21 protein-coding genes and 1 riboswitch are annotated in these 20,062 nt (G+C 58.3%); of the genes, 11 read left to right on the top strand and 10 right to left on the bottom strand.

Annotated features, from left to right (window positions below; translation table 11 throughout):
* The first annotated feature begins 49 nt into the window (after positions 1-49).
* The 6 genes from rpiA to ACR0DX_RS03560 all read left to right on the top strand — a co-directional run bounded on the left by rpiA (position 50) and on the right by ACR0DX_RS03560 (position 6,207).
* Entirely contained in the window at positions 50-835 is a 786-nt protein-coding gene (rpiA, locus tag ACR0DX_RS03535; RefSeq protein ID WP_170352774.1) for a ribose-5-phosphate isomerase RpiA, read from the top strand.
* 101 nt (positions 836-936) lie between these two features.
* A complete protein-coding gene (gor, locus tag ACR0DX_RS03540) occupies positions 937-2,295 on the top strand; it encodes a glutathione-disulfide reductase (protein WP_170352775.1) in 1,359 nt (452 codons plus the stop codon).
* A 72-nt stretch (positions 2,296-2,367) separates the two neighbouring features.
* The gene (gene hflK / locus ACR0DX_RS03545; RefSeq protein ID WP_170352776.1) at positions 2,368-3,513 is read left to right on the top strand and encodes an FtsH protease activity modulator HflK; all 1,146 of its coding nucleotides are present in this window, start codon (positions 2,368-2,370) and stop codon (positions 3,511-3,513) included.
* Positions 3,513-4,391 carry a protease modulator HflC gene (gene hflC, locus ACR0DX_RS03550; protein ID WP_170352777.1) on the top strand — a complete coding sequence of 293 codons (879 nt, stop codon included), beginning with the start codon at positions 3,513-3,515 and terminating at the stop codon, positions 4,389-4,391. Before hflK ends, hflC begins: the two co-directional genes overlap by 1 nt.
* Positions 4,391-4,585, top strand: a complete 195-nt coding sequence (locus ACR0DX_RS03555) for a DUF2065 domain-containing protein (protein WP_170352778.1) — start codon at positions 4,391-4,393, stop codon at positions 4,583-4,585. Before hflC ends, ACR0DX_RS03555 begins: the two co-directional genes overlap by 1 nt.
* A 131-nt stretch (positions 4,586-4,716) precedes the next feature.
* Positions 4,717-6,207, top strand: a complete 1,491-nt coding sequence (locus tag ACR0DX_RS03560) for a Do family serine endopeptidase (protein ID WP_480845184.1) — start codon at positions 4,717-4,719, stop codon at positions 6,205-6,207.
* A gap of 230 nt (positions 6,208-6,437) precedes the next feature.
* On the opposite strand, the gene ACR0DX_RS03565 is transcribed toward ACR0DX_RS03560, so the two are convergent.
* The 5 genes from ACR0DX_RS03565 to ACR0DX_RS03585 all read right to left on the bottom strand — a co-directional run bounded on the left by ACR0DX_RS03565 (position 6,438) and on the right by ACR0DX_RS03585 (position 10,771).
* Complete coding sequence (locus ACR0DX_RS03565) at positions 6,438-7,106, bottom strand: Crp/Fnr family transcriptional regulator (protein WP_170352779.1); 669 nt, start codon at positions 7,104-7,106, stop codon at positions 6,438-6,440.
* 120 nt (positions 7,107-7,226) lie between these two features.
* The gene (locus ACR0DX_RS03570; protein WP_170352780.1) at positions 7,227-7,847 is read right to left on the bottom strand and encodes an inner membrane-spanning protein YciB; all 621 of its coding nucleotides are present in this window, start codon (positions 7,845-7,847) and stop codon (positions 7,227-7,229) included.
* A 16-nt stretch (positions 7,848-7,863) separates the two neighbouring features.
* Positions 7,864-8,766 (bottom strand): EamA family transporter, encoded by a 903-nt coding sequence (locus tag ACR0DX_RS03575; protein WP_170352781.1) that lies wholly within the window; start codon positions 8,764-8,766, stop codon positions 7,864-7,866.
* Between the two features lie 87 nt (positions 8,767-8,853).
* Positions 8,854-10,035 (bottom strand): signal recognition particle-docking protein FtsY, encoded by a 1,182-nt coding sequence (ftsY, locus tag ACR0DX_RS03580; RefSeq protein ID WP_480845187.1) that lies wholly within the window; start codon positions 10,033-10,035, stop codon positions 8,854-8,856.
* A 58-nt stretch (positions 10,036-10,093) separates the two neighbouring features.
* Positions 10,094-10,771: a lysoplasmalogenase gene (locus ACR0DX_RS03585; RefSeq protein WP_170352783.1), complete on the bottom strand. Its 678-nt coding sequence runs from the start codon at positions 10,769-10,771 to the stop codon at positions 10,094-10,096.
* Between the two features lie 94 nt (positions 10,772-10,865).
* Between ACR0DX_RS03585 and ACR0DX_RS03590 the strand changes: the two genes are divergently transcribed.
* The gene (locus tag ACR0DX_RS03590; RefSeq protein ID WP_170352784.1) at positions 10,866-11,261 is read left to right on the top strand and encodes a hypothetical protein; all 396 of its coding nucleotides are present in this window, start codon (positions 10,866-10,868) and stop codon (positions 11,259-11,261) included.
* Between the two features lie 7 nt (positions 11,262-11,268).
* On the opposite strand, the gene xseA is transcribed toward ACR0DX_RS03590, so the two are convergent.
* Positions 11,269-12,762, bottom strand: a complete 1,494-nt coding sequence (gene xseA, locus ACR0DX_RS03595; RefSeq protein WP_480845190.1) for an exodeoxyribonuclease VII large subunit — start codon at positions 12,760-12,762, stop codon at positions 11,269-11,271.
* Positions 12,763-12,837: 75 nt separating this feature from the next.
* Here xseA and purD point away from each other — a divergent pair, with 75 nt between their 5' ends.
* Entirely contained in the window at positions 12,838-14,100 is a 1,263-nt protein-coding gene (gene purD, locus ACR0DX_RS03600; RefSeq protein ID WP_170724195.1) for a phosphoribosylamine--glycine ligase, read from the top strand.
* A gap of 106 nt (positions 14,101-14,206) precedes the next feature.
* Here purD and ACR0DX_RS03605 read toward each other — a convergent pair whose 3' ends face one another.
* Positions 14,207-14,992, bottom strand: coding sequence for an FG-GAP repeat domain-containing protein (locus ACR0DX_RS03605; RefSeq protein WP_480845192.1), 786 nt, complete (start codon positions 14,990-14,992; stop codon positions 14,207-14,209).
* Complete coding sequence (locus tag ACR0DX_RS03610) at positions 14,992-15,315, bottom strand: 2Fe-2S iron-sulfur cluster-binding protein (RefSeq protein ID WP_170352787.1); 324 nt, start codon at positions 15,313-15,315, stop codon at positions 14,992-14,994. Before ACR0DX_RS03610 ends, ACR0DX_RS03605 begins: the two co-directional genes overlap by 1 nt.
* 127 nt (positions 15,316-15,442) lie before the next feature.
* On the opposite strand from ACR0DX_RS03610, the gene ACR0DX_RS03615 reads away from it, so the two are divergent.
* Both ACR0DX_RS03615 and ACR0DX_RS03620 read left to right on the top strand, forming a co-directional pair.
* Positions 15,443-15,817 carry an OB-fold nucleic acid binding domain-containing protein gene (locus ACR0DX_RS03615; protein ID WP_234899408.1) on the top strand — a complete coding sequence of 125 codons (375 nt, stop codon included), beginning with the start codon at positions 15,443-15,445 and terminating at the stop codon, positions 15,815-15,817.
* A 112-nt stretch (positions 15,818-15,929) separates the two neighbouring features.
* Positions 15,930-16,790, top strand: coding sequence for a DUF2189 domain-containing protein (locus ACR0DX_RS03620; protein WP_170352789.1), 861 nt, complete (start codon positions 15,930-15,932; stop codon positions 16,788-16,790).
* Between the two features lie 18 nt (positions 16,791-16,808).
* On the opposite strand, the gene ACR0DX_RS03625 is transcribed toward ACR0DX_RS03620, so the two are convergent.
* Both ACR0DX_RS03625 and ACR0DX_RS03630 read right to left on the bottom strand, forming a co-directional pair.
* On the bottom strand, positions 16,809-17,498 hold the full coding sequence (locus ACR0DX_RS03625) for a glutathione S-transferase N-terminal domain-containing protein (protein WP_170352790.1): 690 nt from the start codon (positions 17,496-17,498) through the stop codon (positions 16,809-16,811).
* Positions 17,499-17,521: 23 nt separating this feature from the next.
* Positions 17,522-18,499, bottom strand: a complete 978-nt coding sequence (locus ACR0DX_RS03630; protein WP_480845197.1) for an alpha/beta hydrolase — start codon at positions 18,497-18,499, stop codon at positions 17,522-17,524.
* Positions 18,500-18,590: 91 nt separating this feature from the next.
* Positions 18,591-18,668: riboswitch (SAM riboswitch) on the top strand.
* A 63-nt stretch (positions 18,669-18,731) separates the two neighbouring features.
* Between ACR0DX_RS03630 and metZ the strand changes: the two genes are divergently transcribed.
* Positions 18,732-19,922: an O-succinylhomoserine sulfhydrylase gene (metZ, locus tag ACR0DX_RS03635; RefSeq protein WP_170352791.1), complete on the top strand. Its 1,191-nt coding sequence runs from the start codon at positions 18,732-18,734 to the stop codon at positions 19,920-19,922.
* Positions 19,923-20,062 lie beyond the last annotated feature (140 nt).

Here is a 20,062-nt window from a genome sequence, read left to right on the forward strand (position 1 = left end):
GTGCAGTCCTTCCGTATAAGTTTCGGCAGCAAAACAGGGGGATGCTGCAATGACCGTAGGGATGTCACCCATCGACACGGCAAAATACGTCGCCGCGCGCCGTGCAGCCGACATGGTTCAGGACGGCATGCGGGTTGGGTTGGGCACCGGGTCGACAGCTGAATGGATGGTCCGCCGGTTGGGCGACAGGGTGCAAAAAGAGGGGTTGAAGATCAAAGGCGTTCCAACTTCGACCCGGACAGCCCAACTGGCGCGCGAGGTCGGGATCGAGGTTGTCTCGCTGGATCAGGCCGGATGGCTGGATATGACGATCGACGGTGCCGATGAGTTTGATCGGGAACTCAATCTCATAAAAGGCGGCGGTGGCGCGCATTTGCAGGAAAAGATCGTGGCGACCGCCAGCGATCAGATGGTGGTTATCGCGGATGCGGGCAAACAAGTCGAAACGCTGGGCGCTTTTCCTTTGCCCTTGGAAGTTATCCCCTTCGGCTGGCAAACGACCCGAACTTTGGTGGAGGAGGTTTTGGACACGATGGACGTCCTTGGAACCTCGACGACCCTGCGTCTCAATGGTGAAGCTCCGTTTGTTACAGATGAAGGCAACCATATCCTTGATCTGCACCTGCAACGTATCGGAAACGCCCGACAGTTGGCGTTGGTTCTGAACCAGGTGCCGGGCGTCGTCGAGAACGGGTTGTTTATTGATATCTGCGACAAGGTTGTAGTCGGGCATGGAAATGGCCGAGTAGAAATCCGGGATATCAATGAAGGAACGGTCGAGACCGAGCATTCGCCAGACAACAGCGAGAACCTATTTCTGGATATAGCGGACTAAACTTGGCCCGATGACGGATTTTTTGGGCGACCAAGGGTTGGCAGTGCGGTATTCGACCCCAGATACTCAACGAATTTTGGCCTGACAAAAAGGAACTCAGGATGAGCTTTGACTATGATCTTTTCGTCATCGGAGGCGGCTCGGGCGGGGTCCGCGCAGCGCGTGTGGCGGCGGGCGAAAACGGGGCCAAAGTGGCCTTGGCCGAAGAAGATCGCTATGGCGGCACCTGTGTCATTCGGGGCTGTGTGCCCAAAAAGCTGATGGTCTTCGCCAGCGAGTTTTCGGGCATGGTCGGTGACGCGCAAGCCTATGGTTGGGATATACAGCCCGGCGGGTTTGACTGGGATACGTTCCACGGCAAGCTGGTGACGGAACTGGACCGGCTGGAAGGTATCTACCGTAATATCCTGAAAAACAACGGCGTCGAAAGCTTTGACCAGCGCGCACATATCGTTGATGCGCATACGGTCGAACTGGCCGACGGTACCCGCAAGACCGCCAAGCACATCCTGATCGCCACCGGCGGTCGCCCGGTTGTGCCGGACTTCCCCGGGTCAGAGTTGGCGATCACCTCGAACGAGATTTTCCACCTGCCGAAACTGCCCGAAAGCATTCTGATCGTTGGCGGCGGTTATATCGCCAGCGAATTTGCCGGGATCATGAACGGGTTGGGCGTGAAAACGACTCAGTTCTATCGCGGCGCGCAGATTCTGCGCGGCTTTGACGAAGAGGCGCGCGGTCTGATCTGTGAAGAGATGCGCCAGAACGGCATCGACGTGCGTCTGGGCACCAATGTGCTTGAGATGACGAAAGAGGGCGACAAGATCCGCGTCAAGGCCACCGACGGCACCGAGGATCAGTTCGACGTGGTCATGTACGCCACCGGTCGTGCGCCCAATGCAGATAACCTGGGGCTTGAGGCCGTAGGTGTTGAGCGTGGCCGTAAAGGTGAGATCATCGTTGATGAATACAGCCAGACCGGCGTGCCTTCGATTTATGCCATCGGTGATGTGACTGATCGTGTAAACTTGACCCCGGTTGCGATCCGCGAGGGCATGGCTTTTGTGGAAACCGTGTTCAAGGGCAACCCCACGCCCGTGGATCATGACCTCATCCCCACCGCCATTTTCACCCAGCCCGAAATGGGCACTGTGGGCCTGAGCGAAGAAGATGCCGCCGCGCAGGAGCCGATCGAGGTGTATGCTACTTCGTTCAAGCCAATGCAAAAGGCGTTTGCAGGTGGTACTCAGAGGGTACTGATGAAGCTGATCGTGTCTCAGGCGACACGCAAGGTTCTGGGCTGTCACATTGTCGCCCCCGGCGCAGGTGAAATGATCCAGCTGGCCGGAATCGCCGTAAAAATGGGCGCGACCAAGGAAGATTTTGATCGGACGGTTGCGGTTCACCCAGTCATGGCCGAAGAGCTGGTGACAATGCGGCAACCTGTGCGCACTGCTTGATTTGCAACCGCGCGCACACAAGTTACAAGGGAACCCGTGATCACACGGTCCAACACAAGGGAATAGATACACATGGCGGGCAACAGCGGTGGCCCCTGGGGGGGCGGAGGCTCTTCTGGCGGCGGAGGAAATCGGGGTAACAACGGGAACGGGCAACGCCCGCCCGAAGGCGATGGCCCGCAGATCCCCGAGATCGACGAGCTGATGAAAAAAGGGCAAGAGCAACTGCGCGTTCTGATGGGCGGTCGTGGTGGCTCGGGCCGTGGCGGCAATGGTCAGGGCAGCGGGGGCGGCGGTCCCATCTTTACCAAAGGGACCATAGCAATTGGCGCGCTGGTCGCGGCCGGACTATGGGCGGCTGCTAGTTTTTACACAGTGAAACCAGAAGAGCAGTCGGTAGAGCTTTTCCTGGGCGAGTTCTCCTCTGTCGGGAATCCCGGTCTTAACTTTGCCCCGTGGCCCTTTGTAACTGCCGAAGTCATCCCGGTTACGCGCGAACAGACCGAGGATATGGGCGGTGCACGCGGTAGCGATGATGGTCTTATGCTGACCGGCGACGAAAACGTAGTAGACATCGATTATCAGGTTGTCTGGAACATCAACGATCCGGCAAAATACCTGTTCAACCTGCGTGATCCGCGCCAAACCATCCAGGCTGTGTCGGAATCGGCGATGCGTGAGATTATTGCTCAAAGCGAGCTGGCGCCGATCCTGAACCGGGATCGTGGTATCATCGGTGAACGCCTGCAAGAGTTGATCCAGTCCACGATGGACAGCTACGATTCGGGCGTAAACATCATTCGTGTGAACTTTGACAAAGCCGACCCGCCGCAAGACGTGATCGCCGCCTTCCGTGACGTTCAGGCTGCCGCGCAAGAGCGGGATCGATTGCAGAACGTTGCTGACGCCTATGCCAACCAAGTTTTGGCGGAAGCCCGTGGTGAGGCCGCGCAGGTTCTGGAACAGGCGGAGGCGTATCGCGCTCAACAGATCAACAGCGCACAGGGTGAGGCCAGCCGTTTCAGCGCGGTTCTGGAAGAATACAGCAAGGCACCTGAAGTGACGCGCAAGCGCCTGTATCTGGAACGGATGGAGCAGGTTTTGGGAGATGTCGACAAGATCATCCTTGATGAGAACTCGACCGGTTCGGGGCAGGGGGTTGTACCTTACCTGCCGTTGAACGAACTGCGCCGCAACTCTGGGCAGGAGAGCAACTGATGCGTAAATCACCCATTATCCTCATCATCCTTGTAATTATCGGCGTCCTTGGACTGTCTTCGATCTTTATCGTCGATGAGCGCGAACGTGCTCTGGTTCTGCGGTTTGGCCGAGTTGTCGATGTCAAGGAAACGCCGGGCCTTGCCTTTAAACTGCCGATCTTTGATGAGGTCGTGCGCTATGACGACCGCATTCTGTCGATCGACGTACAACCGCTTGAAGTCACGCCTCTGGATGATCGACGTCTGGTGGTCGATGCCTTTGCCCGGTACCGGATCGCGGACCTGAACCAGTTCCGTCAGGCTGTTGGTACCGGTGGCATCCCGGTTGCCGAAAATCGTCTGGATAGCATCCTTCGTGCCGAGACCCGTGAGGTCCTGGGTTCGGTGTCGTCCCGCGATATTCTTAGTTCGGACCGGGCCGCACTGATGCTGCGCATTCGCAACAGCGCGATTGCTGAAGCACGCGCGCTGGGTGTGACTGTTATCGACGTACGTCTGAAAGCAACAGATCTGCCGCAGGCCAACCTGCAGGCGACCTTTGACCGGATGAAAGCCGAGCGGGAACGTGAGGCCACCGATGAGCGCGCCCGTGGTAACGAGGCGGCGCAGCGTGTGCGGGCGCAGGCTGATCGTACTGTGGTTGAACTGGTCTCGGATGCAAACCGAGAGGCCGAGATCATTCGTGGTGAAGCCGACGCCGAACGCAACGCGATCTTTGCCGAAGCCTATGGTGCGGATCCTGAGTTCTTTGAGTTCTACCGTTCCCTGTCGGCCTATGAACAGGCGCTGCAGGGGGGCAACAGCTCGTTAGTTCTGAGTCCGGACTCTGAGTTCTTTAACTATCTGAAGTCGCCTTCCGGCCAAGGCGGTCGGTAATGGGCATGATCCTTCTGGCCTTCGGGCTGGTGTTGATTGTCGAGGGGCTGGCCTATGCGCTGGCCCCTTCGCTTATTGAGCGTATGCTCGAGGCGCTGCGTGCGCTGCCCGAACAAGCACGGCGACTGGCGGGGCTGCTTTGTGTGGTCAGTGGATTGGTGCTGCTGTGGGGCGCGCATCAGGTCGGGTTTTAACACAGGGTTTTCACTTGCCGGTGATTTCTCCGCGATCCTCAGTTGCGGGCTTGGCCAAACCGACTACATTGGTTGCCAAGGAGGAACGCCTAAGGGCGATCCAGTTAGAGTTGACGACAAGGAGTTCCCAAGTGCAGGCACAAGCGCGCAGTATTTCCGTCCGGCGGGACGAGGTTGTTGGTTTCACGCGGCTGATGTGGTTGGCCTTTGTCGGGATGCTGTTGGTGCTGGCGCAGACCGTCGCCGCGCAGGCACGGGGCGAAAGCCTTGCTCCTCTGGCCGAAAAGATCAGCCCGGCGGTGGTCAACATCACAACGTCAACTCTGATCGAAGGCCAATCCGGTCCTCAGGGGATCGTACCCGAAGGGTCTCCGTTTGAGGATTTTTTCCGCGAATTTCAGGACCGCGGGAATAATGGTCAGAACGCCCCGCGCCGCAGTAATGCGCTGGGCTCGGGATTTGTGATTTCTGAAGATGGGTTCATCGTAACCAACAATCACGTCATCGCAGAAGCCGATGAAATCCTGATCGAGTTCTTCCCCGGCGATGGTCAGCCTGTAAAAGAGCTGCCCGCCAAAGTGATTGGCACCGATGAGAAAACCGATATCGCGCTTCTTAAGGTCGAGGCGTCGGGGCCGCTGCAATATGTGCAGTTCGGTGACAGCGATGTGGCCCGCGTGGGCGATTGGGTGATTGCAATGGGTAATCCGTTGGGTCAGGGATTCTCGGTCTCGGCCGGTATCGTATCTGCGCGCAATCGGGCGCTCAGCGGATCGTATGATGACTACATTCAGACGGATGCCGCAATCAACCGGGGTAACTCGGGCGGTCCGCTTTTCAACATGGAGGGCGAGGTAATCGGAGTGAACACCGCGATCCTTTCCCCCAATGGCGGCTCGATCGGGATTGGTTTTTCGATGGCGTCAAACGTCGTGATCAAGGTCGTGGACCAGCTGCGCGAGTTCGGTGAAACGCGCCGTGGTTGGCTGGGTGTGCGCATTCAGGACGTGACCGAGGATATGGCCGAGGCGATGGGTCTGGACAAACCGGGCGGCGCGCTGATCAGTGACGTGCCGGATGGTCCGGCCAAGGACGCCGGGCTGCTGGCAGGCGACGTGATCCTCAGCTTTGATGGGGTCGAGGTCGAAGATACCCGTGGTCTGGTCCGTCAGGTAGGAGAGACCACAGTTGGCAAAGCAGTCCGTGTTGTGGTGCATCGCGACGGCGGAACGCAGACCGTTCTGGTGACGTTGGGCCGCCGCGAAGACGCTGAGCGGTCTGAGAGCAGTGAAGAAGATGCGCCCGAAGCGCCGGTTGAAGAAAACGCCGATATTCTGGGCCTGACCATCTCACCACTGACGGATGAGCTACGGTCAGATTTGGCCTTGGATGCAGAGGCCGAAGGTCTTGTGGTGACCGAAGTTGATGAAGCGTCGGAAGCCTATGCCAAAGGTTTGCGCGCTGGTGACCTGATTACTGAGGCCGGGCAGCAAAAAGTAACATCGATCGAAGATTTCGAAACGCGCATGGTGGAAGCAGGCGAAGCAGGGCGCAAATCGCTGCTTCTGCTGGTACGTCGCGGCGGAGATCCTCGCTTTGTCGCGCTGAGTCTGGAACAGTAATCAACTTGCAAAAAACAGTGGAAGGCCAGAGCAAGCGCTCTGGCCTTTTGTTTTTCGCGCTTTTTTAAGGCTGGCTAATAGAAAGAGCCACGCGCCGGGGAAGGCACGTGGCTCTGATACAGGGAGAGGTCAGTGGACAGATATCGGGGATGATTCTCTGACCTCCTACGGTAACAGTTATTAAGATAGTCTTAACGACTGGGAGAGTATGTGAAGCAGGTCACAGCCCGTCAGATCAAATCAGAATCTGCAAGTTCCCGCAGCGCGTCAAAGTCGTGGATCTCAAGACCACCGCGCGATGCCTCGACCACTTTGTCCCGCTTCCAGGTCGAGATCGTCTTTGACACCGCCTCTCGCGTTGCGCCAACGAATTCAGCCAGTTCGCTTTGCGACAGAGTGATGCGATTGCTTGCGTCGCCTTGCAGGTCAGACAGGTGCAGCAGTTTACGTGCCAGACGGATCGGCATCGGCAAAAAGACCTGTTCGTTCAACTGAGAGCCCATCCAGCGCATCCGCAATCCGGCCAGCCTGATCATATCAACCGCAAGGTCGGGGTGCTGACGAATCTGGTTCATGACGTCCTTGCGTCGGACGCGAAGAACACGAGACGGCTCGGCGGCGGCAATGGTGGCGGTGCGTGGGCCGTTGTCGAACAGACCGATCTCACCAAACACTTCTCCGGGTTTCATAAGGGTCAGAGACAGCTTGCGGCCGCTCATCGCCAGAAAGGAGACTTCAAGCGTTCCTTCAAGGATCGCATAGAGAGCGTCGCCCTCGTCCCCCTGTTCAAAAAGTACATCTCCTTGGGTCAAGGAGATCTCGGTCGCCTGAGCCGATAGCATGGTTCTCAGCCGGTCAGATGCCTCGGCCAGAAAGCCGGTGTTTGGAAAGGGCGTCATATTGGTGGTTTAACCCAAGGGATTGTGAGTGGTCCCACAACTTTTCACAGCAAACGCTTTTAGCCAAGGTTTTTGTGCATTTATTTTGTATCAGAGCGACGTCCGTGACCTTCTGAACCTTCAGCCGTCCTGATTTTCATTTTGGTCGGGTTCTTCCATGTAAGCCTGCAACATGCTGAATTGCAGCATTAAAAACGCCATCAGCGCGATTGGAAACGCGAAGGTTTCGATTTTCACCCATAGATCAGTCGACAGGGTCCGCCACACCAGTTCATTCGCCACAGCAAGAACTGCGAAGCACCCGCACAGACGGCGGGTCAGTATCATCCACCCTTCGTGCCGCATCGGCAGCATATCATCCAGCACATAGGCCAAGTAGGATTTGCCCTGCAGCAGGCCTATGCCAAGGATCGCGGAGAAGAACCCGTACACCAGCGTGGTTTTCATCTTGAAAAACCGCTCGTCGTTGAACCATGCTGTCAAACCACCGAAGAAGATCACCATGAACGCGGTGAATATTTGCATTCGGCTGAGTTTCCCGGTCAGTACCCACAGAACAGCCATTGCCCCTAACATAAGTGGGACAAAGATAATGGTGGCCACGATGAACCCCGAGTATTCGGTTCCCGCGAATTCAAAGCTGTCGTCGCGCAGACGCAGGTAGATGAAAAAAAAGGCCAACGGAGGCCCAAGCTCCAGCGCCTGTTTCAGGAAAGGGTTGATCTCTTTTTTGCCTGTCATCACGGATTCCTGCTGCTTACCCGCCCATTTCAACTATTACGGCGCCAAGTGCAATCAATGCCATCAACGCAATCCGTCTGGGGCCGACGGTTTCTTTGAGGATCAACCAACCGATCAGTGCAGCAAATACCGTTGAGGTTTCACGCAGCACAGCGGCTTCGCCGACCTTGTCCAGTCGGGTGGCCAGCATGATCGAGCCAAAAGACAGCGGCGCGATGATACCTCCGGCGAGTCCGCGCAGCATCAAAGGTCCAAGAGCCGGACGATGGATCATGGCCCGCCATCTGAGAAATGCGTAGAATGGCATCGCAGCCCCGTCGATCATGAAGAACCACGCCAGAAACGTGAAAGGATCCGCCGTGGCGCGGATGCCATAGGCGTCATAGGTTGTATACAGCGCCACGAACAGCCCCGTCGCGATGGCCAATGCAAGGGCAATGCCCAACGTCTCACGATTTGTTTCGAGAAATTTGAAGTTGTAGGCGGCCAGACCGAAGATACCGGCAAGAAGGACGGCGACTCCGAACCATTGGGTTCCGGTAAAGGTTTCACCGAACAAAAGATAAGCGCCGATGACGGTGAACAGCGGGCCGGTGCCACGTACCACAGGATAAACGACCGTGTACGATCCCTTGGTATAGGCCAACGCCTGAAGCGTTTTGTACAAGATATGGATCACCCACACGACGGCAAAGATGGGCCACATGTAGGGTTCAGGCCAGGGCACGACAAAAAGCGCAAAGGGGGCAGCCATCAGGCAATAGCAGGCGTCGATAGCCCCGCGCGACATCCAGGGGTCGTGGCGTCCCTTTTGTAACGCTCCGAAGGCTGCGTGCAGAAAGGCAGCCATAAGCGCCAGCGCCAGTGCCAACTGGTGACCTGCTTCGGTGCCTTCCAGTGATATCAGCCAGTCGCTCAATACAAGTGCTCTTTCACGGGTGGTGAGGCCGGGGGTTTTCCACCCCCGGACCCCCGAAGGATATTTTTAGCCAGATGAAGGGGCGGATCAGTTTTCCAGCCCAGTCAGAGCTGCGGCAAACTCTTCGGGATCGAAAGGCGCGAGGTCGTCGATTTGTTCACCAACTCCGATTGCGTGGATCGGAAGACCGAACTTGTCGGCCAGCGCGACTAAAACCCCGCCCTTGGCCGTTCCGTCGAGTTTCGTCATCACAAGCCCCGACACATCCGCCAGCTTGCGGAAGGTTTCAACTTGGCTGAGTGCGTTTTGCCCGGTGGTCGCGTCCAGTACCAGAAGGGTGTTATGCGGAGCGGTTTCGTCGACCTTGCGGATGACACGGACGATTTTGGCGAGTTCTTCCATCAGGTCTGTGCGGTTTTGCAAACGACCCGCCGTGTCGATCATCAGAAGATCCGCGCCTTCCTCTTGTGCTTTGGTGAGTGCGTCAAAGGCAAGAGAAGCAGGGTCCGAGCCTTCCGGAGCAGTCAGGACCGGCACTCCGGCGCGATCCCCCCAGACCTGCAGCTGTTCAACTGCGGCAGCGCGGAAGGTGTCTCCGGCGGCAATGACGACCTTTTTCCCGGCGGTTTTGAACTGGCTTGCAAGCTTGCCAATGGTTGTGGTCTTGCCGGATCCGTTAACGCCCACGACCAGCACCACCTGCGGGCGTTTTGGGTAAATAGGAAGGGGTTTCGCCACCGGCTCCATGACGCGGGCGACTTCCTGCGCAAGAAGCTGTTTGATTTCTTGCGTCGAGAGTTTGCGACCGTACCGCCCCTCGGCCATGTTCGAGGTTACGCGCAGGGCAGTGTCGACGCCCATATCCGAGGCGATCAGCAGTTCCTCGAGCTGTTCCAGCATGTCGTCATCCAGCGCACGGCGGACAACGGTCTTTGGCTCACTTCGGCCAAACAGACGCCCCAGCACGCCTTTGGAAGACGTAGCTTCGGGAGGGGGTGGCGCGGGTTGTGGATCGGCAGGCGACGGGTCGGGCGTTTCGACCGGCTGTGGCGGGGGTACAGGGGCGGGTGTTGGTTGTGGTGCGGGTACTGGTTCCGGCGTTGGTTGAGGTACTTCCGGAACAGGTTCAGGCTGCGGTTCGGGCTCTGGTATGATCGGGTCCGGGGTTGTTGTTTCCTCGCCGCCATCCTCGACGATTGCGTCCAGCCCCTGTTCAAGGCGGGACGAGGATTTGAAAAGCTTGTTCTTTAGCTTTGAGAAAAACGCCATTTTTGGTCTCCGCAGGTGTTCCCCTCACCTAATGCGGATTCGCAGCGGTTGCAAAGGGTCAGGCAAACGCCAGCAGTAACCCCACCTGCGCCCCCCAGTACAAGATCCAAATCGGATAGGGTGTAAGTTTCCGGGATGGGTGGTTAGGGGGCAAAAGGAATTTCTCGGTGGCCAGGATCAGGTCTGAGGCGATGAAGGCAAGGGCAGCGGGCAGGGCCAACCACAGCGCGTCTGTATCCGGTAGGGTCAAAACCGCGATCCCCATCCCCAAAATGATCGGAATATAGGCAAGCACCGGGCCTTTCAGGTCAGCTGCGCGCGTGGTCAGCAACGTGGCGGCAATAATACCCAAAACGATCAACGACCAGAACATTGCCGGTCGTTCCCAAATCAAGCCCGGGTCGCTGGACGGATGCGTGAGAAACAACGCAATATAGGCCAGATGCCCGGCGGCAAACGCTCCGATACCGGCCATGAAGGTCTGCTCCGTTTCGCGTGACAGTAACGCATCCCCGATTGCGCAAAGGGCAAGTGCCGTCGACAAGAGCAATGGCGCACCGCTGAAAACCGCAATGACGGCCAGTGTGCCAACTGAAGCGGTCTTAAAAAATGTTCTCGCCGTGCTGACAGGTTTTGGGGCCATTGGCATGTAAGCCAGCGCACAGGCGGATGCGAAAATCAGCAGAACAGTGGTCACGCGTTGGTCTCCGGGTTGGTGATCAAACCAGAACGCCATGATCATGCGGTCAATTCAACGGGTTACGTCAGGGCAGGGTGGTCTGACGCAATGGTAATTGGCCTTGTCTTCCGGCTTCTGACAGAATGACTGCATGCTGAGACACATCGTGATTCTTTTAGCCCTTTCCGCGCAGGCGGTGGGTGCCCAGACGGCCCTGTCCGGGTCCGAGTTCGATGACTATACGCGCGGTAAAACCCTGTTTTACGGGTTTCAGGGCGAGGTTTATGGTGTCGAACGGTACCTGCCGAACCGTCGGGTGATTTGGTCCTTTTTGGATGGCGATTGCAAAGAGGGCGTCTGGTATGAGCAGGAGGATCAGATCTGTTTCCTCTATGAAGACAGGCTTGATCCACAATGCTGGCGCTTTACCCGGTCTGGCGCTGGGTTGATTGCTCAATTTGAAGGAAATCCCGACCAGACCGAATTGTATGAGGCCGAGGACATCGACGAAGAGATGATATGCCTCGGGCCAGAGGTCGGAGTTTAAGTGTCACTTAGAACAATGAGCCTTGATCCGGTGCGTTTTTTTTAGGCGATTTTTTTGGTGCAGGTCGCGGCGCCTTAGACTGCCCTGTGTTGAGCATGCCATCGGCAAATTCAATCTCTAACGCGTCGTGTTTTGCAGCCTGTTTCTTCGTGGTTATCACTTGATCGTCGGCTCGTACCACGGCGTAACCACGTTGCAACGTCGCCTTGTAGCTGAGCGTTTCGCGCAGGCGGTCCGTGGCCTCTAGCTGTTGCCGCATCCGGTCCAAACGCAGGGTGTGGGCCGCGCTCATCCGTTCGCTTAACCTCGAGAGAGTTTGGCGCTGCACCTCGATCTCGCGCTGGATGGGGCGCAGTGACAGGCGCGAGGACAGGTTCCGCACCGCCTCTTGTCGGCTGCTTACAAGATTGCGCAGAGTTGAGGGCCGCAGATGGGCAGAGAGCCGCACCACTTGCAACTGGCGGTTTTGCACGCCGCGCTCCAGCGCTGGGGTTAAGCGATCTGCAATCAAATCAAGTCGTTGGCGTGGAGAGTTCAACAGGCTGTCCGGGCGCGGCAGGGCGCGGGACAAGTCGCGCAGGCGTTGGCTGCGGCGTTGCACGGCATCGGTCGCGGCGCGGGACAGGCGCGCGCCTTGCTCGCCGGTCCAGGCCAGTAGCTCCATTCGAACGGGCACGGCCAGTTCGGCGGCTGCAGTGGGTGTGGGGGCGCGACGGTCCGAGACGAAGTCGATCAGCGTTGTATCAGTTTCATGCCCCACAGCCGAGATCAGCGGGATCTCCGAGGCCGCCGCCGCGCGTGCGACCGCTTCTTCGTTGAAACCCCACAGGTCTTCGATCGACCCGCCGCCGCGGGCGACGATGATCAGGTCAGGGCGGGGCAGCGCACCTCCGGGCGAGAGTTGGTTGAAACCGTTGATCGCGTTGGCGACCTCGGGCGCGCAGTTCGATCCTTGCACGGCGACAGGCCAGATCAGCACCTTGCGCGGGAACCGATCGCGCAGGCGGTGTAGGATATCGCGGATCACCGCGCCAGATGGTGATGTCACTACGCCGATGATCTGCGGTAGATAGGGCAGGGGTTTCTTGCGTTCAGGCGCGAACAGCCCTTCGGCCTCTAGCTGTTTCTTGCGCTTTTCCAGCAACGCCATCAGTGCGCCTTGGCCTGCGACGGCGACCTCATCGACATTCAGGTTGTATTTCGATTGCGCGCCAAACGCGGTGAGACGCCCGGTTACGACGACCTCAAGCCCTTCTTCGGGCACCACGGACAGGCCCGAGATCTGACCCTTCCACGTGGTGCAAGCCAGCACGTTCCGGTCATCCTTGATATCATAGTACAGATGGCCCGAGCGCGCCTTGAACACGCGCCCGACCTCGCCGCGCACACGGATTCGGCCGAACGTGCCTTCCAGCGTGCGTTTCACCTCACCCGAGATGTCAGAAACTGTATATTCCGGGGTGTTTTGGCCGGGAATGGGGTCGTCAAGCAGGTCGGACATTTCAGCGCCTTGTGTCAAATGCCCACCCAGCTTAGAACGCGCGGAAGGCGAGGCCAAGCAGATCGGAGAGCAGTCATGAATATCCTCATTCTCGGAAGCGGTGGGCGCGAACACAGCCTGGCCTGGGCGGTGATGCAGAACCCCAAATGTGACCGTCTGATTGTGGCACCAGGTAATTCCGGGATCGCGCAGATCGCCGAGTGCGCGGCGCTGGATATTGAAAATGGCGGCGCGGTTGTCAGCTTTGCCGAGGAAAACGCGATTGATTTCGTGATTGTCGGCCCCGAGGCCCCGCTGGCCGCTGGTGTAGCAGACCGCCTGCGCGAAGCGGGTGTGCTGGTCTTTGGCCCCTCAGCTGATGCGGCGCAGTTGGAGGCATCCAAGAGCTTTACCAAGGAAATCTGCGACGCCTCGGGTGCGCCGACCGCCGCCTATGGGCGTTTTACTGAAGCCGAGCCTGCCAAGGCCTATATCCGCGAACAGGGCGCGCCTATTGTGGTCAAGGCCGATGGTCTGGCCGCCGGCAAGGGCGTGATTGTGGCGATGGACGAAGCCACCGCGCTTGAGGCCGTCGACGACATGTTCGGGGGTGCTTTTGGCGGGGCCGGGGCCGAGGTGGTGATCGAGGAATTCATGGAGGGCGAGGAGGCCTCGCTGTTTGTGTTGTGTGATGGTGAGGATATCCTGTCCGTTGGTACCGCGCAGGATCATAAGCGCGTGGGTGAGGGCGATACCGGGCTAAACACGGGCGGGATGGGGGCGTATTCTCCGGCCCCGATCCTGAGCGCCGACGTCGAGGCTCGCGCGATGGAAGAGATCATCAAGCCGACCGTGGCCGAGATGAAAAAGCGCGGGATGCCGTTTCAGGGGGTTCTCTATGCGGGTTTGATGATCAAGGACGGGCAGCCGCGACTGGTGGAATACAATGTGCGCTTCGGCGATCCTGAATGTCAGGTGCTGATGATGCGCCTGGGCGCTCAGGCGATGGATCTGATGCATGCCGCAGCCGAGGGCCGTTTAGGCGAGGCGCAGGTGAACTGGGCCGACGATCACGCGCTGACCGTTGTGATGGCGGCCAATGGCTATCCCGGTTCTTACGAGAAGGGCAGTGTGATTGGCGGTCTGGACGTGTTGCCCGAGGACAGCAAGAACATGGTTTTTCATGCCGGGACCAAGGCGGCAGACGGGCAAGTACTTGCGTCGGGTGGTCGGGTTCTGAACGTCACTGCTCGGGGCGAGACACTGCAGGACGCGCGCGACCGGGCTTATGCGATGGTTGACGGGATTGACTGGCCCGGAGGGTTCTTCCGTCGCGATATCGGCTGGCGGGCTTTGTGATCTGATTGCCGGGCTGCGCCCGTCTTGATTTTTTGCGGAAGGGGGCTTTGCCCCCTCGGCCTTTCGGCCTCACCCCCAAGGTATTTTTGGCCAGATGAAGGGCGGATCAGCAGTTTGGGGCTGAGGTCAGGTCCCTGCGGTCTTTGAGTGGGCCAAGGTCGGTGGTTTGCCAGCCGCCATTGTAGGAGACGCTGATGATGCGGGACCAGTCGGCGCTGGCCAGGATCAGTTTGGGGCCTGTCGTGCAGTAGCGCAGGCCTCCGGCGATAAATGCGTCGCCGATCTGATGGTTGGTCAGGCCGGGCAGGGTTGCGATCTCGCTCAGTTCGCGATCTTTGTAGCGCCAGATGCGGAGGGTTTTGGCCAGATGCGGGCGGTCGATATAGGCGATTTCGATGTGGCCGTCATTGTCCAGATCCCAAATTCCAGCCGGGGCGAGCCAGCGGTTTCGCGCGCCGATGTGGGGGGTGGCGGCGATCTTGTCCCCACGCGCGTTGTAGATTGCGAGTTGAGCGCCCTCGTGTACGCTGGTTTCAACGACGATGACCTCGTTTGATCCGTCAAGATCGATATCGGCCAGACGAGGGGCGAGGTCTTCGAAGACCCGGTCCTGCGGGAGCCGGATGGTTAGGACCGCCGGGTTTCTTGGCGTTTTCTGAAGCTTTTTAGGGTCTATGCTTTCGACGGTTATTTCCAGTGCGCCATATTCGATATCGTCGCCCAGAACTCCATGCGTATATCGTGTTGTGGGTTCAGTATAACGCGCAGCTGTAATTGTCTCGGCAGCGGTGACGAAGTCTACCCCCGCCAGCCAAAAGCCCAGCGTTAGAATTGCGCCGCGTACCTGACATTGCCACAGGCGGGCGGGGAAACGCGGCGCTTTGGACCGCATCAGATCTGTTTTTCCGGCATTTGTACGACGAGACCGTCCAGTTCATCCGTCACTTTGATCTGGCAGGTCAGGCGCGAGCGGGCAGGGTCGGGCTCAAACGCAAAGTCCAGCATGTCCTCTTCCATGTCGTCTTTGACGGGCACTTTCTCGACCCAATCAGGGTGGATATAGACATGGCAAGTCGAGCAGGCGCAGGCGCCGCCGCAATCGGCCTCGATGCCGGGGATGTTGTTGTCACGGGCCCCTTCCATGACGGTCAGTCCGTTGGCGACCTCGACGGTGTGCTCGGTACCGCCATGCTCGACATAGGTGATCTTTGCCATTGCGTGCGTCTTCCTTTTACGATGTTCGAAACCTTCCTTAGTCAAGCCATTTAGGTCTTTCCACCCTCATTTGCGACTCGGGATGCCGCGACTGGACATTCCTGTTATATGTTCTATTTTTGTTCTCATGCTTGTTGCCCCTGTTCGCCGTGCAGTTCCAAACCGAGACTGGCCGCGCCCACCCGCTTGCCTGCCAGCCAATCGGCTGGACGATCCCCCCGATAACGCCCGTGTGACCGTGGCCGGGCTGGTGATCTTGCGGCAGAGACCGGGAACCGCCAAGGGCGTGATCTTTCTGACGCTTGAGGACGAGACCGGCATCGTGAACGTGGTGGTCTGGCGCGCGATGTACGAGGCGTTCCGTCGCGCGGTGATCTCGGGGCGGTTGTTGCGGGTTACAGGGCGGATGCAACGGGCGCATTCCGTGACCCATGTGATCGCGGAAGAGATCGAGGATATCTCGGGGATGTTGGACGTGTTGGTACGGGGGGAGGGAGCCTAGGCGCTGCCATACACTCCTGCCTTGTCCAAACGCCAGCGCTGATGCACAATTTCATCATTAGATGTTGGGCGCGCCGACAGACCACCACGCCACGCTTTGGGAGGAACGTGTCATGCCATCCAAAACCGCAGATTCCACACCGCCAGAGGACCTGACGCCCCAGCAGCAGGACAGGGCCGACGTCAATACAATCACTGTCGACGATATAACCGCCTCGTTAAAAGCGGGCTTCTCTGACTTTCTGGCGCGCCCGGTCATGAGCGGCTTTTTCGGTCTGTTCTATGCGGTGTTCGGAATTCTTCTGGTTTGGGTCATGGTCTGGCTGGCTAAGATCTGGATGATCATTCCGGCCATTGTCGGCTTTCCGTTGATTGCACCATTTGCGGCCGCTGGGCTGTACGAAATGTCACGCCGGTTGCAAAACAGAGAGGACTTCGGATGGTCTGAAATCCTAACCGTCATGGCCAATCAGCGAAAGCGTGAGATGGGCTGGATGGCCTTTGTTACCCTTTTCATATTCTGGGTGTGGGTTTACCAGATTCGGCTATGGCTGGCGATTATCCTACAGGACGCCTCTTTTTCGGACTTGGACGGGTTTCTGAACACCGTATTTTTCACTCCGCAGGGATGGACGTTTCTTGCTGTCGGCACGGCCATAGGGGCATTTCTGTCAGCGGTCCTGTTCTCGACAACTGTCGTTGCCATGCCCATGCTGCTGGATCGCGAGACCAATTTCGTCTCTGCCATGCTCACATCAATCCGGGTTGTCACCGAGAACCCCGTGGTGATGCTGAGCTGGGCTGCGATCATCTCGGTCACGATGCTGCTGTCGCTGGTTCCGGCGTTTTTGGGCCTGATTTTTACACTGCCGATTCTGGGGCACACGACGTGGCATCTGTATCAGCGGGCCGTCCCGCCGGTGGCGGATAATTCGCCCGCTGTCAGTACAAGCCACGCATCATCCGCAGGTTAGCAAGGCTTGTGACCTAATTTACCGCTTGAACAAATTGCTCTGCGACTGCTTGTCTCGATGGTCCCCGCGCAATTCGGCATGTAGCGCCCGACCGGCCTGAACACCGGGGCGGGCACTGACGGTTTCCAGCCAGCGGGTGAAATGTGGCTTGTCCTCCAGCACCTGTTGCTGGCCTTCCCACAGACTGGCCCAGCCCCAGATCGACATGTCTGCAATGGAGTAGAAATCGCCCGCGACATATTCGTTCTCGGCCAGCCGCCGGTCGAGCACGCCGTAAAGCCGGCCAACCTCGGTGCGATAGCGATCCTTGGCATAGGGCAGGTCTTGTGGCGGGTCCAGTTGCGGGGCGTATTTCAAAAAGTGGTGCGCCTGACCGGCCATGGGTCCGACCCCGCCCATTTGCCACATCAACCATTCCTCAACAGCGATCCGGTCACGCTCGGTCTTGCCGTAGAACCGCCCTGTCTTGCGTGCCAGATACATCAGGATGGCACCGCTTTCGAAAACCGAGATCGGCCTTCCATCCGGGCCGTCGGGGTCAACGATGGCGGGCATCCGGTTGTTGGGCGCGATTTTCAGGAATTCTGGGTCGAACTGGTCACCTTTGCCGATATTGATCAGGTGGGTGGTGTAGGGCAGGTCCATTTCTTCCAGCGCTATGGACGCCTTCCAGCCATTCGGCGTCGGCCAGAAATACAGATCGATCATAATGTCTCCTCAGCTTGAGGGGATCATGAGGCTTTCTGCGCAAAGGGCAAGAGGGCGTGTGGCCGGGGGAGCGCAAACAACCGTGACCAGCGTGGCGCTGGCAGGTCGGGCAGGCCAGTCTGCAGGCAACCCAGACACAAACGGTCGTCGTGGCGCAGCAACGCGTTATACAACCGCAAAACGCCCGGTCGAGTATAGCTTGACCAATGACAGATGAGACGCTGGGGCATGCCGACTGGCTGTACGACGCGGGACAGATGGGCCAAAGTTTGCGGACAATCCAGTTGTAGCGTGACAGCGTTTGGGGCTTGTAGCCCTGTTCCTATGCTACGGTCTCCACGTCGGGGTGGCTGGATCAGCCATTCATAAGCCATGTCAAACAGATCGTTTTCCCGGCTGGTCACATTAACGAATTCCGCAGATCGACCGGCCGGTGTGTCCAACGCACAAAGCGCTCGACTTTGGTAGGCTGCCCCCGTCAACGAGATAATGCGGTTCAACGCCCCGGATCCAGAGTGGTGCAAAGCCTCAAGCGCCAGTTCGACACCCATTGAATGGCCGATGAAATGTATCGGTCTTCCCGGGTTCAACCGACGCAAATCGCGGATCAGCCCGGCCAATGCGCGGCCGGCCTCGACGGCGCGACGACGCGCCGCCCATACTGGCCCCTGGGCGTTCCAGCCAAATGCGATCCCCAGCCCTTCATCAGCGAACCCCGCGCCGAACCCAAGCTGCTGTGGCCAGCTTGGACAACCAAAGTACGTACCATCCGGATTCAGGGCCAAAATATGTCGATGTGGGCAGGCTTTGGCGTCGTCGGGCCTGTATTTATACCCGTGGGTCATGACGACGACAGGGCCCGATACATCCCTTGTACGCCGCAGCACGCTATAGACGGGACGGGGGCTGCGATGGAGGAAAATCTGGTCGTCTTCGACATTGATCCTGACTATTGGCATCTGCTCAGCCTCGCACAAGATGTAGTGGTGCTCGTCTGTCATGACGCTATGACGATTGGGTGAAAGACAGGTTACAGAACCGTGACGTTGCACCAGTCAGGGTTGACGCCTTTGCAACTGCGGCGTAATGGCATCAAGACCACGTGGCGATTTGATACCGGATTGCGGGCCACGCTAAACAACACCGCTAAAAGGTCAGGATGAAGGGCCCCTTTCGCTTGACCGCGTCTGGGGTTTTTTATTTGCGCGCCCAAACCGGGCCGAAAGGAATGACATGAGCGAGAACTGGAACAAACGCACACAAGCCGTCCATGGTGGCATCCGCCGCAGTCAGTATAACGAGGTGTCCGAGGCGATCTTTCTGACGCAGGGCTTTGTCTATGATACCGCCGAGCAGGCCGAGGCCCGTTTTATCGAGACCGGCCCGGATGAGTTCATCTATGCCCGCTATGGCAACCCGACCGTGTCCATGTTTGAACAGCGTATTGCCGCTCTGGAAGGGGGCGAGGACGCCTTTGCCACCGCATCGGGCATGGCTGCTGTGAATGCTGCGCTGACCTCGATGCTGAAGGCTGGCGATCATGTGGTGTCGGCCAAGGCGCTGTTCGGCTCATGCCTTTATATTCTGGAAAACATCCTGACCCGTTTTGGGGTCGAAGTGAGTTTTGTAGACGGCACCGATCTGGACGCGTGGCAGGCTGCGATCCGTCCCGATACCAAGGCGGTGTTTTTCGAATCTATGTCGAACCCGACCCTAGAGGTGATCGACATCGAGGCCGTCGCCAAGCTGGCACATGCCGTTGGCGCGCTGGTGATTGTGGACAATGTATTCTCGACGCCCGTGTTCTCGCGCGCGATTCAGCAGGGTGCGGATGTGGTGGTCTATTCCGCGACCAAACATATCGACGGGCAGGGCCGGGCGCTGGGCGGCGTCATCATCGGCACCAAAGACTTCATCCGCGGCACCGTTGAACCTTATTTGAAACACACCGGCGGGGCGCTTAGCCCGTTTAACGCCTGGGTGATGCTGAAAGGGCTTGAGACGATGGCGCTGCGCGTCAACGCTCAGGCTGGATCCGCGCAGATCATCGCTGAGGCGCTTGAGGGGCATCCAGCGTTGGAACGCACTTTGTACCCTGGTTTGAAAACCCACGCGCAGAATGCGCTGGTACAGACGCAACTGGGGGGCAAGGGCGGCACGGTTCTGTCGCTGGATATCAAGGGCGGCAAGGACGCGGCCTTCAAGTTCCTGAACGCGCTGACGATCCCGGTGATCTCGAACAATCTGGGTGATGCCAAATCAATCTCTACGCACCCGGCGACGACCACGCATCAGCGTCTGAGCGATACGCAAAAGGAAGAGTTGGGCATCACACCGGGTCTGATCCGTTTTTCGGTCGGGCTTGAGGATGCAGATGACCTGCTTGCCGATATCGGGCACGCATTGGACGTTTCTCAACAATAGCGGAGCGTCAAATCAGGTATTCCCGGGTCAAAGAAATGTGTGCGGGGTAGTAAATCGCTCATTCCGCACCAAAATTCGATCCGGGCTGTGTTTTCCGGCGTATACGGATAAACTGGAAAACGCGCCGAGCCCGTATATAC

Source organism: Ruegeria sp. D3, from assembly GCF_056534465.1.

Coding starts and splice junctions, on each gene's coding strand:
- ACR0DX_RS03610 (WP_170352787.1), bottom strand. CDS start 15,315: ATGGCAAAGATCACCTATGTCGAGCATGGCGGTACCGAGCACACCGTC.
- ACR0DX_RS03555 (WP_170352778.1), top strand. CDS start 4,391: ATGGGCATGATCCTTCTGGCCTTCGGGCTGGTGTTGATTGTCGAGGGG.
- gor (WP_170352775.1), top strand. CDS start 937: ATGAGCTTTGACTATGATCTTTTCGTCATCGGAGGCGGCTCGGGCGGG.
- ACR0DX_RS03605 (WP_480845192.1), bottom strand. CDS start 14,992: ATGCGGTCCAAAGCGCCGCGTTTCCCCGCCCGCCTGTGGCAATGTCAG.
- ACR0DX_RS03565 (WP_170352779.1), bottom strand. CDS start 7,106: ATGACGCCCTTTCCAAACACCGGCTTTCTGGCCGAGGCATCTGACCGG.
- xseA (WP_480845190.1), bottom strand. CDS start 12,762: ATGTCCGACCTGCTTGACGACCCCATTCCCGGCCAAAACACCCCGGAA.
- purD (WP_170724195.1), top strand. CDS start 12,838: ATGAATATCCTCATTCTCGGAAGCGGTGGGCGCGAACACAGCCTGGCC.
- ACR0DX_RS03590 (WP_170352784.1), top strand. CDS start 10,866: ATGCTGAGACACATCGTGATTCTTTTAGCCCTTTCCGCGCAGGCGGTG.
- ACR0DX_RS03585 (WP_170352783.1), bottom strand. CDS start 10,771: ATGGCGTTCTGGTTTGATCACCAACCCGGAGACCAACGCGTGACCACT.
- hflK (WP_170352776.1), top strand. CDS start 2,368: ATGGCGGGCAACAGCGGTGGCCCCTGGGGGGGCGGAGGCTCTTCTGGC.
- ACR0DX_RS03630 (WP_480845197.1), bottom strand. CDS start 18,499: ATGACAGACGAGCACCACTACATCTTGTGCGAGGCTGAGCAGATGCCA.
- hflC (WP_170352777.1), top strand. CDS start 3,513: ATGCGTAAATCACCCATTATCCTCATCATCCTTGTAATTATCGGCGTC.
- ACR0DX_RS03570 (WP_170352780.1), bottom strand. CDS start 7,847: ATGACAGGCAAAAAAGAGATCAACCCTTTCCTGAAACAGGCGCTGGAG.
- ACR0DX_RS03625 (WP_170352790.1), bottom strand. CDS start 17,498: ATGATCGATCTGTATTTCTGGCCGACGCCGAATGGCTGGAAGGCGTCC.
- ACR0DX_RS03620 (WP_170352789.1), top strand. CDS start 15,930: ATGCCATCCAAAACCGCAGATTCCACACCGCCAGAGGACCTGACGCCC.
- metZ (WP_170352791.1), top strand. CDS start 18,732: ATGAGCGAGAACTGGAACAAACGCACACAAGCCGTCCATGGTGGCATC.
- ACR0DX_RS03615 (WP_234899408.1), top strand. CDS start 15,443: ATGCTTGTTGCCCCTGTTCGCCGTGCAGTTCCAAACCGAGACTGGCCG.
- ftsY (WP_480845187.1), bottom strand. CDS start 10,035: ATGGCGTTTTTCTCAAAGCTAAAGAACAAGCTTTTCAAATCCTCGTCC.
- rpiA (WP_170352774.1), top strand. CDS start 50: ATGACCGTAGGGATGTCACCCATCGACACGGCAAAATACGTCGCCGCG.